The sequence below is a fragment of the Serratia sp. CY47444 genome (assembly GCF_052168635.1).
Lineage (GTDB): Bacteria > Pseudomonadota > Gammaproteobacteria > Enterobacterales > Enterobacteriaceae > Serratia > Serratia bockelmannii.
Map to the genome: position 1 here is coordinate 201,120 of NZ_JBJNMH010000006.1, position 15,400 is coordinate 216,519.

14 protein-coding genes, 2 tRNA genes and 2 rRNA genes are annotated in these 15,400 nt (G+C 59.8%); 3 read left to right on the forward strand and 15 right to left on the reverse strand.

Going from position 1 to position 15,400, the window contains the following annotated elements; translation table 11 throughout:
* Positions 1-91: 91 nt before the first annotated feature.
* Positions 92-982, forward strand: coding sequence for an HTH-type transcriptional activator IlvY (gene ilvY, locus ACJ8IL_RS11310; RefSeq protein WP_004929971.1), 891 nt, complete (start codon positions 92-94; stop codon positions 980-982).
* A 9-nt stretch (positions 983-991) separates the two neighbouring features.
* Here ilvY and ACJ8IL_RS11315 read toward each other — a convergent pair whose 3' ends face one another.
* From ACJ8IL_RS11315 to ACJ8IL_RS11360, 10 genes are all read right to left on the reverse strand, one after another.
* Positions 992-1,693: a DUF2461 domain-containing protein gene (locus tag ACJ8IL_RS11315; protein WP_193402968.1), complete on the reverse strand. Its 702-nt coding sequence runs from the start codon at positions 1,691-1,693 to the stop codon at positions 992-994.
* Between the two features lie 21 nt (positions 1,694-1,714).
* Complete coding sequence (locus tag ACJ8IL_RS11320) at positions 1,715-2,293, reverse strand: hypothetical protein (protein ID WP_197781707.1); 579 nt, start codon at positions 2,291-2,293, stop codon at positions 1,715-1,717.
* A complete protein-coding gene (locus ACJ8IL_RS11325) occupies positions 2,293-3,288 on the reverse strand; it encodes a hypothetical protein (RefSeq protein WP_025304642.1) in 996 nt (331 codons plus the stop codon). The genes ACJ8IL_RS11320 and ACJ8IL_RS11325 overlap by 1 nt, the downstream gene beginning before the upstream one ends.
* A gap of 112 nt (positions 3,289-3,400) precedes the next feature.
* Positions 3,401-4,945 carry a threonine ammonia-lyase, biosynthetic gene (ilvA, locus tag ACJ8IL_RS11330; protein WP_442516546.1) on the reverse strand — a complete coding sequence of 515 codons (1,545 nt, stop codon included), beginning with the start codon at positions 4,943-4,945 and terminating at the stop codon, positions 3,401-3,403.
* Positions 4,946-4,950: 5 nt separating this feature from the next.
* Complete coding sequence (gene ilvD, locus ACJ8IL_RS11335; protein ID WP_015379395.1) at positions 4,951-6,801, reverse strand: dihydroxy-acid dehydratase; 1,851 nt, start codon at positions 6,799-6,801, stop codon at positions 4,951-4,953.
* Between the two features lie 101 nt (positions 6,802-6,902).
* Positions 6,903-7,829, reverse strand: coding sequence for a branched-chain amino acid transaminase (locus ACJ8IL_RS11340; RefSeq protein ID WP_033636413.1), 927 nt, complete (start codon positions 7,827-7,829; stop codon positions 6,903-6,905).
* A 23-nt stretch (positions 7,830-7,852) separates the two neighbouring features.
* Positions 7,853-8,110, reverse strand: a complete 258-nt coding sequence (ilvM, locus tag ACJ8IL_RS11345; protein WP_049294986.1) for an acetolactate synthase 2 small subunit — start codon at positions 8,108-8,110, stop codon at positions 7,853-7,855.
* Positions 8,107-9,753 carry an acetolactate synthase 2 catalytic subunit gene (ilvG, locus tag ACJ8IL_RS11350; protein WP_334274082.1) on the reverse strand — a complete coding sequence of 549 codons (1,647 nt, stop codon included), beginning with the start codon at positions 9,751-9,753 and terminating at the stop codon, positions 8,107-8,109. The genes ilvM and ilvG overlap by 4 nt, the downstream gene beginning before the upstream one ends.
* Before the next feature lie 142 nt (positions 9,754-9,895).
* Entirely contained in the window at positions 9,896-9,994 is a 99-nt protein-coding gene (gene ilvL, locus ACJ8IL_RS11355) for an ilv operon leader peptide (RefSeq protein WP_013814970.1), read from the reverse strand.
* Positions 9,995-10,127: 133 nt separating this feature from the next.
* Positions 10,128-11,360 (reverse strand): MFS transporter, encoded by a 1,233-nt coding sequence (locus tag ACJ8IL_RS11360; RefSeq protein WP_442516547.1) that lies wholly within the window; start codon positions 11,358-11,360, stop codon positions 10,128-10,130.
* 341 nt (positions 11,361-11,701) lie between these two features.
* On the opposite strand from ACJ8IL_RS11360, the gene ACJ8IL_RS11365 reads away from it, so the two are divergent.
* Positions 11,702-13,225 (forward strand): YifB family Mg chelatase-like AAA ATPase, encoded by a 1,524-nt coding sequence (locus ACJ8IL_RS11365; RefSeq protein WP_197811478.1) that lies wholly within the window; start codon positions 11,702-11,704, stop codon positions 13,223-13,225.
* Positions 13,226-13,252: 27 nt separating this feature from the next.
* On the opposite strand, the gene ACJ8IL_RS11370 is transcribed toward ACJ8IL_RS11365, so the two are convergent.
* The gene (locus ACJ8IL_RS11370; RefSeq protein WP_004929946.1) at positions 13,253-13,591 is read right to left on the reverse strand and encodes a DUF413 domain-containing protein; all 339 of its coding nucleotides are present in this window, start codon (positions 13,589-13,591) and stop codon (positions 13,253-13,255) included.
* Positions 13,592-13,710: 119 nt separating this feature from the next.
* On the opposite strand from ACJ8IL_RS11370, the gene hdfR reads away from it, so the two are divergent.
* On the forward strand, positions 13,711-14,538 hold the full coding sequence (hdfR, locus tag ACJ8IL_RS11375; protein WP_025304646.1) for an HTH-type transcriptional regulator HdfR: 828 nt from the start codon (positions 13,711-13,713) through the stop codon (positions 14,536-14,538).
* A gap of 267 nt (positions 14,539-14,805) precedes the next feature.
* On the opposite strand, the gene ACJ8IL_RS11380 is transcribed toward hdfR, so the two are convergent.
* The 4 genes from ACJ8IL_RS11380 to ACJ8IL_RS11395 all read right to left on the reverse strand — a co-directional run.
* Positions 14,806-14,881: transfer RNA gene (locus ACJ8IL_RS11380), tRNA-Trp, on the reverse strand.
* Between the two features lie 51 nt (positions 14,882-14,932).
* Positions 14,933-15,009: transfer RNA gene (locus ACJ8IL_RS11385), tRNA-Asp, on the reverse strand.
* 94 nt (positions 15,010-15,103) lie between these two features.
* Positions 15,104-15,219: ribosomal RNA gene (gene rrf, locus ACJ8IL_RS11390) — 5S ribosomal RNA — on the reverse strand.
* Between the two features lie 99 nt (positions 15,220-15,318).
* Positions 15,319-15,400, reverse strand: a 23S ribosomal RNA gene (locus ACJ8IL_RS11395); the annotation flags it as partial.

Consider the following 15,400-nt stretch of genomic DNA (forward strand, 5'->3'; position numbering starts at 1 on the left):
CAATGTATAACAGGAAATGCGTTGCTTAAATTGATATATTGAGAACGTGACATTGCAATTTTTGCAACACTCTCACTGCGAGCGTATCGATATGGATTTACGTGATTTAAAGCTGTTCCTGCATCTGGCCGAAAGCCATCACTTCGGGCGCACCGCCAAGGCGATGCACGTCAGCCCGTCGACGCTCTCCCGCCAGATCCAGCGGCTGGAAGAGATCCTCGGGCAGCCGCTGTTCCTGCGCGACAACCGCACCGTGCAGCTCACCGACGCCGGCGAACAGCTGAAAGAATTCGCCCAACAGACGCTGCTGCAGTATCAGCAGCTGAAGCACTCGCTCGGCCAGCACGGCCCTTCGCTGAGCGGCGAACTGCGGCTGTTCTGCTCGGTGACCGCGGCGTACAGCCACCTGCCGCCAATCCTCGATCGCTTCCGCGCGCAGCACCCGCTGGTAGAGATCAAGCTGACCACCGGCGACGCCGCCGACGCGGTCGACAAGGTGCAGTCCAACGAGGCCGATCTCGGCATCGCCGGCCGGCCGGAAACGCTGCCCGCCAGCGTGGCGTTCACCAAAATCGGCGAAATTCCGCTAGTGCTGATCGCGCCGGCGCTGCCCTGTGCGGTGCGCAGCCAGGCGTTCGCCGACAAGCCCGACTGGGCCGAGATCCCGTTCATCCTGCCGGAGCACGGCCCCTCGCGAAAACGCATCGAGCTGTGGTTCCGCCGCCATCGCATCAGCAATCCGCTGATTTACGCTACCGTCGGCGGCCACGAGGCCATCGTGTCGATGGTGGCCCTGGGCTGCGGCATCGCGCTGATCCCAAGCGTGGTGGTGGACAACAGCCCGGAGCCGGTACGTAACCGCATCTCGCAGCTGGATAACATCTCGATGGTCGAACCGTTTGAACTGGGGGTCTGCGTTCAGAAAAAGCGCCTCAGCGATCCGTTGATCGACGCCTTTTGGCGGTTGCTGCATCCCCGCTGACGCGGGGTTTCAAAGGTCTGCCGGATCGATCTGCTTCATCGTCTCTACCTGCATCAACCAGTGGTAGAGCGGCTCAAGCTGCAAAAATGCCCCGGCCAGCAGCGGCGCCAGATCGGCGTTGAACAGCTTTTCCACTTCGCTGTCCGTCACCATCACCGCAAACGACTTGCGGTTGTACCAGGTGGCGATCTCCGCCGCCTGGTCCTTCACCAGCGGGCGCTTGTAGCTCTCACCCACCAGCTCGAACGGCGGCCGGCAGCAGGCGGCTACCTCCAGGAAAGACTGCGGCCGCTGCCTCAGCGTATGGCGGAACAGATCCATGGTCGGCTTGTTGGCGCTGTAGTAGCCGAGCCCATAGCGCAGCATGTCCGGCCCCAGTTCGAAAAAGTAGACCGGCGCGTCTTTCCAGTCTTTACTCGGGCGCTTGAACGTCAGCCACATGCGGCTGCGGTAGCGCGATTTATCGTGAGAAAACCGCGTATCGCGATGAATGCGCGACAGCGTTTTGCCGATCGCCGGGCGGGTCTCGAACTGCGGGTCGATCGCCAGCATGCCGGGAGCCAGTTGCTCCACCAGCGCGCGAAACGGCGCCAGCAGCTCGCGATCGTAGATGTCGCGATTGCCGTCGAACCAGGCCTTATCGTTCTCGATCCGCACCTGCTGCAGGAAATTCAGGCCCTGCTGGCTAAAGCCGGAGAAAGGTTGCGTCATAAGTTTTTCCGTTCTGACGGTTTATCGGGTGTTGCGCAGATCTTCCCTCTGCCAACGGCGTTTGATAAACACACGCCGACGCGTGCGGAAATAGGCGACATACAGGTAGAACGCCCCCCGGTTGCTGAACAGCGCACCGCCAACCACGCCCCCCAGCAGCAGGGCGCCGGTGGCGATGCCGGTCATGCCCGCCGCCCACGCCGCCGCGGCGCCGAGGCAACACAGACCGAGCATGCCAAGGTAATATTGCAACAATACCACCCCGCTGTTTTTACCCTGCACCAGTTGGAACAGGATCAACGTCATCCACACCGCCACGATCGCGCCGCTGCCCATCAACACGGCGGCGGAGGTCTTGCCGCTCCAGGCGGCCGCCACATCCGTGACCAGACCCATCACGCCCGCCAGCCCCAGCGTCAGGCACACCATCAACAACATGACGTTGCCGACGCCCGGCGGCGACAACCGCTGGCCCGGCGTCATGAAATGCTGCTCGAGCTGCGCATCCACACCGGCGAAAAGAGCGCGATCGCGCGCCGCGATTTGGCTTTCCATCTCCCGACCCTGCACGATCAGGCGTTTAATCATCCACTCCGCCATTACCTCACCATCTGCGGCAATTTCTGCATAATGCCCACAAAATACTGCCCGGTGGTTTTCACATTCACCGGCGCCGACAGGGTGCCGCTGATGCCGCTGCCGACAAACGTCAACGCGTTATTGAGCGCCGAGTGCAATTGCTGGCGCAGCCCGTTTTGGATCGCTTCCGTCGGGTAGCGTTTCGGGTACAGGCCGTTCTTCACCATCTCTTTCAAGACGTTGTTGGAAATTCCCGGATTTTCCGCCCGAATGATGTTTTCGGTCAGTCGCTTCCTTTCGCTGCGGGGCATGCTTTTCAGCCACTCCGTCGCCTTGCGCGCCGAAATGCGGCGCATGGCGCGATAGGTCATCGTCGCTTCCTTCAGGGCAGCCCCGGCGCTGGCCAGCGAGATCACATCGAGCACGGTACTGGTGGCGATATACCACTGCTCTGAATCGAGCTGAGCCAATTCATCGCCTTTCCCGTCATAAAGCTTGTTGACGCGGTACAGCCCATTACCGCACTGCAACGCGCTGGCGGCCATGCCGGCATAGCCCAGATAAGCCACCGCTGAGCTGGTACCGCCGGTAAATGGCACGGCGACGCTGCCCGACGCCAGTAAAAAGACCGATACCAGCAGCGTTCCACACGACAGCGCGGCCGAGGCCAGCTCTTTGCTGACGCTGGGTTTGCTCAACGCTTCCGACAGCGTATTGGTCGCGGCAACGCGCGAGGTATGAGCCACCGTTTTGCTGATGACCACGTGGGTAACCTGCGAAGCGTTCGAGTAACCGGTGTGCTGCGTCGGGCGGACTAAAAATGAGTTTTGCCCGTCGGAAAAAATAATTCCCACGCCATGAAAGGCGAGGCTGCAGTCCAGCGAGTCCTGCAAGGCTTGCAGATTAATATCGCGATAGAATTCTTGTACGCCGGTATTGCCCAACAGGCGGGCAAACTCGGCGTTGGTCAAATCGTCTTCGGGAGAACCGAACGGCGTAGAAAAAGCAGTTTTCATTGTCGTGCATCCCTATACGTCAGAAGTTTTGGCAGTATAAAAATGCACGACAAAATCACAACCGCGCAACCCATAAACTGACTCATGCGTCACGGTTACTTATCAATCCGACTCACCCCTGCAAAAAGAAGCGGAACGCCGGGTTGTCGGTTTCATCGTGGCAATCGTAGCCCAGCGCCTGCAGGTGCCGCTCGAATTCCGGCTCGGATTGCGCCAGTTCGAAGGCCGCCAGCACCCGGCCGAAGTCGGTACCGTGGCTGCGATAGTGGAACAGCGAAATGTTCCAGTGCGTGCCCAGCGTTTGCAGGAACTTCAGCAGCGCGCCCGGCGACTCCGGAAACTCAAAGCTGTACAGCCGTTCGCGCAGCGGCTTCGACGGACGCCCGCCCACCATGTAGCGCACGTGCAGTTTAGCCATCTCGTCGTCCGACAGATCCACCACCTGATAACCGTCGGCGTTGAGTTCGTCGATGATCTCCCGCCGTTCGGCGTGGCCGCGCGTCAGCCGCACGCCGACGAAAATGCAGGCGTTGTCAGCATCGGCGTAGCGGTAGTTGAATTCGGTCACCGAGCGCCCGCCCAGCAGTTGGCAGAACTTGAGGAAGCTGCCCTGCCGTTCCGGAATGGTCACCGCCAGCAGCGCTTCGCGCTGTTCGCCCAATTCGCAACGCTCGGAAACGTAGCGCAGCCCGTGGAAGTTGAGATTGGCGCCGGACAGCACGTGCGCCAGCCGCTCGCCCTGAATGTTGTGCTGCTGGACGTACTTTTTCAGCCCCGCCAAAGCCAGCGCGCCGGAAGGTTCGGCAATGGCGCGCACATCCTCGAACAGATCTTTGACCGCCGCGCAGATGGCGTCGCTGTCCACGGTGATCACGTCGTCCAGATACTCACGGCACAGGCGGAACGTTTCGTCGCCGATGCGCTTCACCGCCACGCCTTCGGCGAACAGCCCGACGCGCGCCAGATCCACCGGATGGCCGGCATCCAGCGCCGCGCGCAGACAGGCGGAGTCTTCCGCTTCGACGCCGATCACTTTGATCTGCGGCATCAGCTGTTTGATCAGCACGGCCACCCCGGCGGCCAAGCCGCCGCCGCCGACCGGTACGAAGACCCGATCCAAATGCGCGTCTTGCTGCAACAGCTCCATCGCCAGCGTGCCCTGCCCGGCGATCACCGTCGGGTGATCGAACGGCGGCACGAAAGTCATGCCTTGCTGATGGGAAAGCTCGATTGCCTTCGCTTTGGCCTCGTCGAAATTGGCGCCGTGCAGCAACACTTCGCCGCCGAAGCCGCGCACCGCATCCACCTTGATGTCCGCGGTGGACACCGGCATCACGATCAGCGTTTTGATCCCCAGCCGTTTACCGGAGAAGGAGACGCCCTGCGCGTGGTTGCCGGCCGAAGCCGTCACGACGCCGCGCGCCTTCTGCTCTTCGTCCAGCCCGGCGATCATCGCATAGGCCCCGCGCAGCTTGAAGCTGTGCACCGGCTGGCGATCTTCGCGCTTCACCAAAATGGTGTTGCCGAGGCGCGAAGAGATTTTGCTCATGGCCTGCAACGGGGTGACCTGCGCCACCTCGTAAACCGGCGAGCGCAGTACCGCTCGCAGATATTCCGCGCCGCAGGGGGCGCTGGGTAGGGGTTGAGAGACCGCCATGCTGCTTATCCCCCCAGTTTGCTCTTGTCGCGCACCGCGCCTTTGTCGGCGCTGGTGGCCAACGAGGCGTAGGCGCGCAGCGCGAAGGACACCTGACGTTCACGGTTTTTCGGCGTCCAGGCCGCGTCACCGCGCGCCAGTTCCGCCTCATGCCGCGCCGCCAACTCCTGCTCGCTGACATCCAGCTGGATGCCGCGATGAGGAATGTCGATCGCGATCATGTCGCCGTCCTGCACCAGGGCGATCAGGCCGCCGTTGGCCGCTTCCGGCGAAGCGTGGCCGATGGACAACCCGGAGGTGCCGCCGGAGAAACGCCCGTCGGTGATCAGCGCACACGCCTTGCCCAGCCCCATCGATTTCAGGTAGGTGGTTGGGTAAAGCATTTCCTGCATGCCCGGCCCGCCTTTCGGCCCTTCGTAGCGAATCACCACTACGTCGCCCGCCACCACTTTGCCGCCGAGGATCGCTTCTACCGCGTCGTCCTGGCTTTCATACACTTTGGCCGGGCCGCGGAAGGTGAGGATTTCTTTGTCCACGCCGGCGGTTTTGACGATGCAGCCGTTTTCCGCCAGGTTGCCGTACAGCACCGCCAATCCGCCGTCCTGACTGTAAGCGTGCTCACGGGTGCGGATGCAACCTTCCTTGCGGTCGGTGTCCAGCGAATCCCAACGGCAATCCTGGGAGAATGCCTGCGTGGTGCGGATACCGGCCGGCCCGGCGGAGTACATTTTCTTGACGCTTTCGTCGCGGGTCAGCATCACGTCGTAGGCTTCCAGCGTCTGCGGCAGGGTCAGCCCCAATACGTTGTTCACCTCGCGGTTCAGCAAGCCGGCGCGGTCCAGCTCGCCGAGGATGCCGATCACGCCGCCGGCGCGGTGCACGTCTTCCATGTGATATTTCTGCGTGCTCGGCGCCACCTTGCACAGGTGCGGCACTTTGCGCGACAGGCGATCGATGTCTTCCATGGTGAAGTCCACCTCGCCTTCCTGCGCCGAAGCCAGCAGGTGCAGCACGGTGTTGGTCGAGCCGCCCATGGCGATGTCCAGCGTCATGGCGTTTTCAAACGCCGCCTTGTTGGCGATATTGCGCGGCAGCGCGCTTTCGTCATCCTGCTCGTAATAGCGTTTGGTCAGCTCGACGATGCGCTTGCCGGCGTTGAGGAACAGTTCCTTGCGATCGGCGTGGGTGGCCAGCAGCGAGCCGTTGCCCGGCTGCGACAGGCCCAGCGCTTCGGTCAGGCAGTTCATCGAGTTGGCGGTAAACATGCCGGAGCAGGAGCCGCAGGTCGGGCAGGCGGAACGCTCGATCTGCTCGCTGTCGGCGTCGCTGACGTTCGGGTTCGCGCCCTGGATCATCGCATCCACCAGATCCAGCTTGATGATCTGGTTGGAGAGTTTGGTCTTGCCGGCTTCCATCGGGCCGCCGGAGACGAAGATCACCGGAATATTCAGGCGCAACGCCGCCATCAGCATGCCCGGGGTGATCTTGTCGCAGTTGGAGATGCACACCATCGCGTCGGCGCAGTGGGCGTTCACCATGTATTCGACCGAGTCGGCGATCAGCTCGCGCGACGGCAGGGAATAGAGCATGCCGCCGTGGCCCATGGCGATGCCGTCATCCACCGCGATGGTGTTGAACTCTTTGGCCACGCCGCCGGAGGCTTCGATCTGTTCGGCGACCAGTTTGCCCAGATCGCGCAGATGCACGTGGCCCGGCACGAACTGGGTAAAGGAGTTGACCACGGCGATAATCGGCTTGCCGAAATCGGCGTCGGTCATCCCGGTCGCGCGCCACAATGCGCGGGCACCCGCCATATTGCGGCCGTGGGTGGTGGTGGCGGAACGGTACTTAGGCATGCTCTTTTCACTCCAAATGTATTTATGGCAGGCGGCGAACGAACCGCCTGGATATTCTTATCTTGTCTGTCTTGTCGTCCGCGTTGAGGCGAACCTTTTTGTTACGGATTTACCGGATCCAGCCAACCGTATTTGTCTTCTGTCTTGCCGCTGAACAGGCCGAAGAACGCCTGTTGGATCTGTTTGGTCACCGGGCCGCATTTGCCGATCCCGACCTGAATGCCGTCCACGCTGCGTACCGGCGTAATCTCCGCCGCAGTGCCGGACATGAACACTTCGTCGGCCAGGTACAGCGATTCGCGAGACAGCACCTGCTCACGCACTTCGAAGCCCATGTCTTTCGCCAGCTTGATGATCGCGTCACGGGTGATGCCCGGCAATGCCGAAGAGGTGAACGGCGGGGTGTAAATCACGCCGTCTTTCACTTCAAACAGGTTCTCGCCCGCCCCTTCGGAAATGTAGCCGTGCACGTCGAGCGCGATGCCTTCCTGATAGCCGTGGCGACGCGCTTCGCTGCCCACCAGCAGGGAGGAAAGATAGTTACCGCCGGCCTTGGCCGCAGTGGGGATCGTGTTTGGTGCGACGCGGTGCCAGGAGGAGACCATCGCATCGATGCCTTGATCCAGCGCTTCTTCACCCAGATAAGCGCCCCAAGGAAACGCCGCGATAATCACGTCCGTTTTGTAACCGGCCGGCGGGTTGACGCCCATGCCGACATCGCCGACGAACACCAGCGGGCGAATGTACGCGCTGACCAGGTTGTTCTTGCGCAGCGTGGCGCGGCAGGCTTCCATCAGCTCGTCAACGCTTTGCGAAACCGGCATGCGGTAGATTTTCGCCGAGTCATGCAGGCGCTGCATATGCTCGCGATGACGGAATACCACCGGCCCCAAATGCGAGTCGTAGCAGCGTACGCCTTCAAATACCGACGTGCCGTAATGCAGCGCGTGCGACATCACGTGCACTTTGGCCTCGGCCCAAGGAACCATCTCACCATTGAACCAAATGTAATCGGCTTTCTTTGTCATTGTTATTTATCCTTCTCGGCGCCTCAGGCGCGTATTTGTTGTGATGTTGGCTGCTGGATCTCGACGCAGGAGACGTCCAGCAGTTTGCTTAACTGAGATGACAACAGGGCGACCGGGCGCGGGCTGGCAACGGTCAATTCGATATTGATGCTGTCGGCGTTGGTCGGGGAAACCATATTCATAGCACAAACCTGAAAGCCGCGATGACGCACGACCCGCAATACGCGCTCTAACATTTCGGGGCGAAAACGCGCCTGGATCGAGAGTTGATGCTGCATCATGATATTTCCTCCAACATGGTTTCGTTGCCGGCGCCCGGCGGTACCAGCGGCCAGACGTTTTCGAGTTCGTCGATAGAGACCTGCAGCAGATAAGGGCCTTCGGTGTTGAACAGCGCCTCGAGCGCGCCCTCCACCTGATCCTTGCGGCTGATGCGCTGGCCGGGAATGCCGAAGGCGGCGGCCAGCATCAGGAAGTCGGGGTTATCGGACAGGTTGGTTTCGCTGTAGCGGCCGTCGAAGAACAGCTGCTGCCATTGGCGCACCATTCCGAGACGCTGGTTGTCCAGCAGCACGATCTTCAGCGGCAGCCGTTTGCGCTTGATGGTGCCCAGCTCCTGCACGTTCATCATGAAGGAGCCATCGCCCGAGACGCAGATCACCGTATCTTGCGGGCGCGCGATCTGGGCCCCCACCGCCGCCGGCACGCCGAACCCCATGGTGCCGAGGCCGCTGGAGGTGATGAAATTCTCCGGGCGTTCGAACGTCATGTGCTGCGCGCTCCACATCTGGTGCTGGCCCACGTCGGTGGTCACCACGCTGTTGGCCGGCTTGCGGGCGGACAGCTGGCGCAAGAACAGCGGCGCGTAGATCGGCTGGCCGGGGTGATCGTAGCGGCAGACGTGCTCGGCTTTCAGCGCTATCACCTGCTGCTGCCAGGCGGCGATGTTCAGCGGGCGCTGCAACGCCGGCAGCAACGTTTTCAGATCGCCTTGCAGGGCGACATGCGCCTGGCGCAGCTTGCTCATCTCCGCCGGGTCGATATCCATGTGGATCACTTTGGCGTGCGGCGCGAAGGCGTTCAGCTTGCCGGTCACGCGGTCATCGAAACGCGCGCCGACGGCGATCAACAGATCGCACTCCTGCACCGCCAGGTTGGCAGCCTTGGTGCCGTGCATGCCCAGCATACCGAGGTACAGCGGATCTTGCGCATCCGGCGCGCCCAGCCCCTTCAGGGTGGCGACGTTCGGCATGCGGGTCACGGCGATGAACTCGCGCAGCGCCGGCACCGCCTGGGCCATGCCCACGCCGCCGCCGACGTACAGCATCGGTTTGTGCGCCTGCGCCAGCAGCTCGGCCGCCTCTGCCAACACCGCCGCCGGGAACGCCGGCGCTTCATCGACCGGCATCAGGTGCGGATGCAGGTCGCCCTGCGCCAGCTGGATGTCTTTCGGGATATCGATCAGCACCGGGCCGGGACGGCCGCCGGCGGCGATGGCGAACGCTTCCGCCATGATGCCCGGCAAGGCGTCCAGCGATTCCACCAGGAAGCTGTGCTTGGTGCAGGCCAGAGACAGGCCGAGAACATCGATCTCCTGAAAGGCATCGGTGCCGATCAGCGCGGACCCCACCTGACCGGTGATGGCGACAACGGGAACGGAATCGAGCAGCGCATCAGCCAGGCCGGTGATCAGGTTGGTGGCGCCGGGGCCGGAAGTGGCGATACAGACACCGACTTTGCCGGTGGCGCGGGCGTAGCCGATGGCGGCCATGGCGGCGCCCTGTTCATGGCGGCACAGCAGGTGTTCCACGCCGCCGTCGTACAGCGCATCATACACCGGCATGATTGCCCCGCCCGGATAGCCGAATACGGTATCCACCCCCTGCGTACGCAACGCTTGAACTACCCACTGAGCGCCATTCATGGTTATTTCCCCGCCTTACTTCGACAACTGCAGGATTTTGTTCTGTTTTTCATGTTCTGCCCCTTGCTCCACTTTTCTCTTGCCAATAAAAAACCCCCGGACCTGACGGTGCGGGGGTTCTCTTGCGATTCCGGCTTGTTTGCTAAGCCTTTCTTCGTCCAAGTGCAGCCCCGCACGGTGGGATAATAATCACCACCACGCTAATCACGACTAGGCTAATCACTTGGGCAAAGGCTTTCATAATGGGTTTGTTCACTGTGCTCATTCAGAACTAATGCTTACAGAGGTACCACAGCCGCGCGCGACATGACAACACTTTTTTTGCGTTATTATTCGGCGCAATCTGGTCATACCTCACGCGAATCGCCTCTCTTTCACACGTTGGCGCGCACGCCCGGATTTCTCACCGCGTCGGTGATCGCCTTGCCGCGCGTATCCTTGCCGAAGAACACCAACAGGGCGATCGCCACCGCCACCGTACCGGCAACGATCGCCATCGCCAAGCCGTAATTATGCCCATGATGCTCGGCGATGGTGGCTTGCAGCGTAGCGTTGACCGAGGCGATCAGATTGCCCAGCTGGTACACGAACCCCGGCAGCACCGCACGGGTGTTGGCCGGCACCAGTTCGGTCAGGTAGGTCGGTATCACGCCCCAGGCACCCTGCACCATGAACTGCATCAGGAAAGCGCCGATCCCCAACATTAGCGAACCGCTGGAAAATGCCCACAATGGGATCACCGGTAAGGCCAGCAACACGGCGATAATGATCGCTTTTTTACGACCGATTTTTTCCGATAATGAACCGAAGAAAACGCCACCGATAATTGACGCAATATTGTAGCTAATGGCAATGATACTGACGGTTTTAGGGTCGAAACCGTGCTGAACTTTCAGAAACACCGGATACAGATCCTGCGTGCCGTGAGAGAAGAAATTGAACGCCGCCATCAGCAGCACCAGATAGCAGCATAGCTTCCAGTGGCTCTTCAACACCGGCAATAAAGCCGTACTTTCTTTGCGCTCACGTGCCGCCAGCCACACCGGCGACTCCTGCACGCAATAATAAATAAACGGCAGCAGCAGGATCGGCGCCGCGCCGATAACGAACATTCCGCGCCAGCCGACCGTTTCGAACAGCAGGCCGTACACCACCGCCGCCAGCAGATAACCGAACGGATAGCCGGCCTGGAAAATGCCCGACATCAGGCCGCGCGAGCGGTCCGGTATGGTTTCCATCGCCAATGACGACGCCACACCCCAGATACCGCCCATCGCAACGCCGTACAACACTCGTAACAGCAAGAAGACCGTCAACGAGGGCGCGGCGGCGGAGAGCAGCTCAAACACCGAGAAGAAGACGATATTCAGCATCAAGATCGGTTTGCGGCCATATTTTTCCGCCGCACGCCCGAAGATCAGCGCGCCGATCGGGCGCACCGCCAGCGTGAGCAGAATCGCCAACGTGACCTGTTCCAGGCCGACGTGAAAGGATTGTGCGATGTCGCTGAGTAAAAATACCAGCACGAAAAAATCGAAAGCGTCGAGCGTCCAGCTTGAAAAACTGGCGATTGCCGCATTGCGTTGCAGCGGGGTCCAACCAAACATAGTGTTATCCCTACCGTAGAGTACGAAGTCAGGAGGTTTAGCGGCTGCCGGGCAGACTGCGGCGGCGGTCGGAGTGTGTTAAAGAAGTGATTTTTCTTTTAATCAATTGTTAAATACACCCGTTAACCCTATGGTTGCAATGCGTATGGGCCGCTAATGTGTTGCAGCCTTCAGCGAATTGTTAATGGGTATTGCCGCAGGTTGCGAGGCGGTTCGCACAATCTCGTTCAATTCGATGAAAATCAGTGATTATGCTGCGAGTTTCATGGAAAAAATGCCAAGAACGCCGCGCGGTACCTGGATAAATCGCGCATCATGCCGCCCTCAGCAAGGAGAGCGATATGTCACTGGCGGTAATCTATAGCCGCGCCATCATCGGCGTTCAGGCCCCTTCCGTGACGGTGGAGGTGCATATCAGCAATGGCCTGCCCGGCCTGACGCTGGTCGGTCTGCCGGAAACCACGGTAAAAGAGGCGCGCGATCGGGTGCGCAGCGCCCTGATCAACAACGGTTTCACCTTTCCCGCCCGGCGCATCACCGTCAATTTGGCACCGGCCGATCTGCCGAAAGAAGGCGGGCGTTACGATCTGCCGATAGCGCTGGCGATCCTCGCCGCCTCCGAGCAACTGCCCCTCGCACCGTTGGCACGCTACGAGTTTCTTGGCGAGCTCGCGCTGTCCGGCGCACTGCGTGCGGTCAGAGGCGCCATCCCGGCGGCGCTGGCGGCGGCTGACGCCGGGCGACAATTGATCCTGTCGACGGACAACGCCGCCGAGGTCGGCCTGATCGCACAGTCACAATCCCATACCGCCCAACACCTGTTGGAGGTCTGTGCTTTTTTACTCGGCCAGGGCGAACTGCCGGTGGCCATCACACCCCCCGCAGCCGGCAATGCGTACGAAAACGCCGATCTGCGCGACATCATCGGCCAGGAGCAGGCCAAGCGGGCGCTGGAGATCGCCGCCGCCGGCGGGCATAACCTGCTGCTGATTGGGCCGCCGGGCACAGGCAAAACCATGCTGGCCAGCCGACTGACGGGCTTACTGCCGCCGCTGACGGAGCCTGAGGCGCTGGAAAGCCTGGCGATCGCCAGCTTGCAACACCCTGTTCTGAGCGCTCTGCCATGGCGCCAGAGGCCGTTTCGCGCGCCGCATCACAGCGCATCGATGGCGGCATTGGTCGGCGGCGGCTCACTGCCGCGTCCGGGCGAGATCTCGATGGCGCATAACGGCGTGCTGTTTCTGGATGAGCTACCGGAATTCGAGCGTAAGGTCCTGGATGCGCTGCGCGAGCCGTTGGAATCCGGCGAGATCGTGATTTCACGCGCCAACGCCAAGGTCTGTTTCCCTGCCAGAGTACAGTTGATCGCGGCAATGAACCCCAGCCCGACAGGGCATTATCAGGGGTTGCACAACCGCGCCTCGCCGCAGCAGGTGTTGCGCTATCTGGCTCGGCTGTCAGGGCCTTTTCTCGACCGTTTCGATCTGTCTATCGAAGTGCCGCTGTTGCCGCCGGGTACGCTCAGTAAGCGGCAAACGCAGGGAGAAAGCAGTGAGCTGGTTCAGGAAAGAGTGCAACTGGCACGCGCCCGCCAGCTCGAACGCGCCGGTAAAGTCAATGCGCTGTTGAGCAACCGCGAAGTAGAACGGGATTGCGTGTTGCAGCCGGCAGACGCCGAGTTTCTGGAAGCGACATTAAACGCGTTAGGGCTATCGGTACGCGCCTGGCAGCGCATCCTGAAAGTGGCTCGCACGCTGGCGGATTTGGCGGGAGATACTGAGCTCGACAGGCGCCACCTCAGCGAAGCGCTGGGCTATCGCAGTATGGACCGTCTGTTGTTACAGCTGCATCGTAGTCTGGAATGAAAATGGGGCCCGCAGGCCCCATCGTCTTTAGTCTTCGCTGTCGCTGTAATCTTCCACTGCGTCAGCCTGCGGTTTACCGCCGGACAGAGTATGGAATTTCTTCGGGCGACGTGTGCGCGCCAGATATTTAGCCCATACTTTTTCCTGCTCGGTAGCCGCTTCGCGCTCACCTCGGCACACTGCGACGAACAGCTGTTCTTCTTCAGTCGCTGGCTGGCGTTTACCCGAGTCCAGCTCGTTAAACGCGTAGCCGAAACGCTCTAGCAATTGCGCCTCTTTAATGGTGAAATCGCCGTGACGGGAGAACCCGCGAGGGTAATGTTTATTATCAAAAAAACGATTGGTCGTGGTGAAGCTATCCGCCATCTGACACGCTCCTAATTCTCTTATGGCCGTGCTGTTTATGGCGCGGAGTATTAGATAGGCTTGACAGCGTGTAAAACAAAACATTTAAATCTTAACGACAAATTTTTTTGGAGATAGGTGTGGATACCGAATTACTGAAAACCTTTTTGGAGGTCAGTAGAACGCGTCACTTTGGCAGAGCCGCAGAATCTTTGTACTTAACGCAGTCCGCGGTCAGTTTCCGCATCCGTCAGTTAGAAAACCAGCTGGGCGCAAATTTATTTACCCGTCATCGCAATAATATCCGCCTGACGCCTGCCGGTGAGCGGCTTCTGCCCTATGCCGAAAGCCTGATGAACACCTGGCAGTTGGCGAAGAAGGAGGTCGTGCGTTCGCTGCAACACACCGAGTTGTCGATCGGCGCTACCGCTTCGCTGTGGGAGGCCTATCTGACCCCTTGGTTGCAGGCGCTCTATCAACAACGCGAGGCGCTGCAGCTCGAAGCCAGGGTGGCATTAAGGCACTCTTTGGTAAAACAACTGCATGAAAGGCAGCTCGATTTACTGATCACCACCGAACCGCCGAAGATGGACGAATTGGCCAGCCAACAGCTAAGCAATTTCTCATTACGCCTGTTCTCATCCGCGTATCGTGACAAACAGGCCCCAATGCCCTACATCAAGCTGGAATGGGGAGCCGACTTCCACCAACAGGAAAGCCGCATGTTGGAAGGTGATAACGTGCCGGTCCTCACGACTACCTCCGCTCATCTGACGCGTCAGTTGCTGGAAACCACGGGCGGATGCGCTTTCCTGCCCAGCCAGTGGGAAAAGGAGTATCCGCAGCTGGTGGCCACTACTGAGATCCCGCCGATTATCCGCCCACTGTATGCCGTCTGGTTGCAAAACAGCGATCAACAGCCTTTGATTCGGCAATTACTTAAAATACCTTTAAATACCGCAGCCTAAAGCATTATGGCGGCCTTAAATGCCGTCATCGTGGTAATGACTGTCTATCATGCCAAAAGCCGCCCATCGCCTTCTGAGAGAAGATAATGCAAAACGATAAGAGAATCCGGAGGCGTGCAGGGTAAAGCTCGGAAGAACATGAAGCAGCCAGGATCGAGCAAACCTCGGCATATGCGTCAAAAGCGCTCTTTTCCAAAGCGGGAATGCACTAAGGGAAGGGATAATAGGTAAAAAAAAACCCTTTGCTTTCGCAAAGGGTTCTTAATATGGCAGGGGCGGAGAGACTCGAACTCGCGACACCCGGTTTTGGAGACCGGTGCTCTACCAACTGAGCTACGCCCCTAAATCTCGCTTAACATTATGCCTGCTAATAAAGCAGGCATAATTAAATAAGTGGCGGAACGGACGGGGCTCGAACCCGCGACCCCCTGCGTGACAGGCAGGTATTCTAACCAACTGAACTACCGCTCCACCGATTCTTTTACGTTGCATCTCTCGATGCCGGCAAATTCGCGCTTTGCGATTTGCGCATTACCAGTCGTCACACTGATAACGTTTATTTGATGCCTGGCAGTGTCCTACTCTCGCATGGGGAGACCCCACACTACCATCGGCGCTACGGCGTTTCACTTCTGAGTTCGGCATGGGGTCAGGTGGGACCACCGCGCTATTGCCGCCAGGCAAATTCTGTTTCATCCCAACCGCCTCACTTCCGTGAAGCCATCAGAACCAATCTCGGAACTTCGCTGAAAATCTCTCTAAAAACACCTTCGGTGTTGTAAGGTTAAGCCTCACGGATCATTAGTACTGGTTAGCTCAATGCATCGCTGCACTTACACACCCAGCCTATCAACGTCTTAGT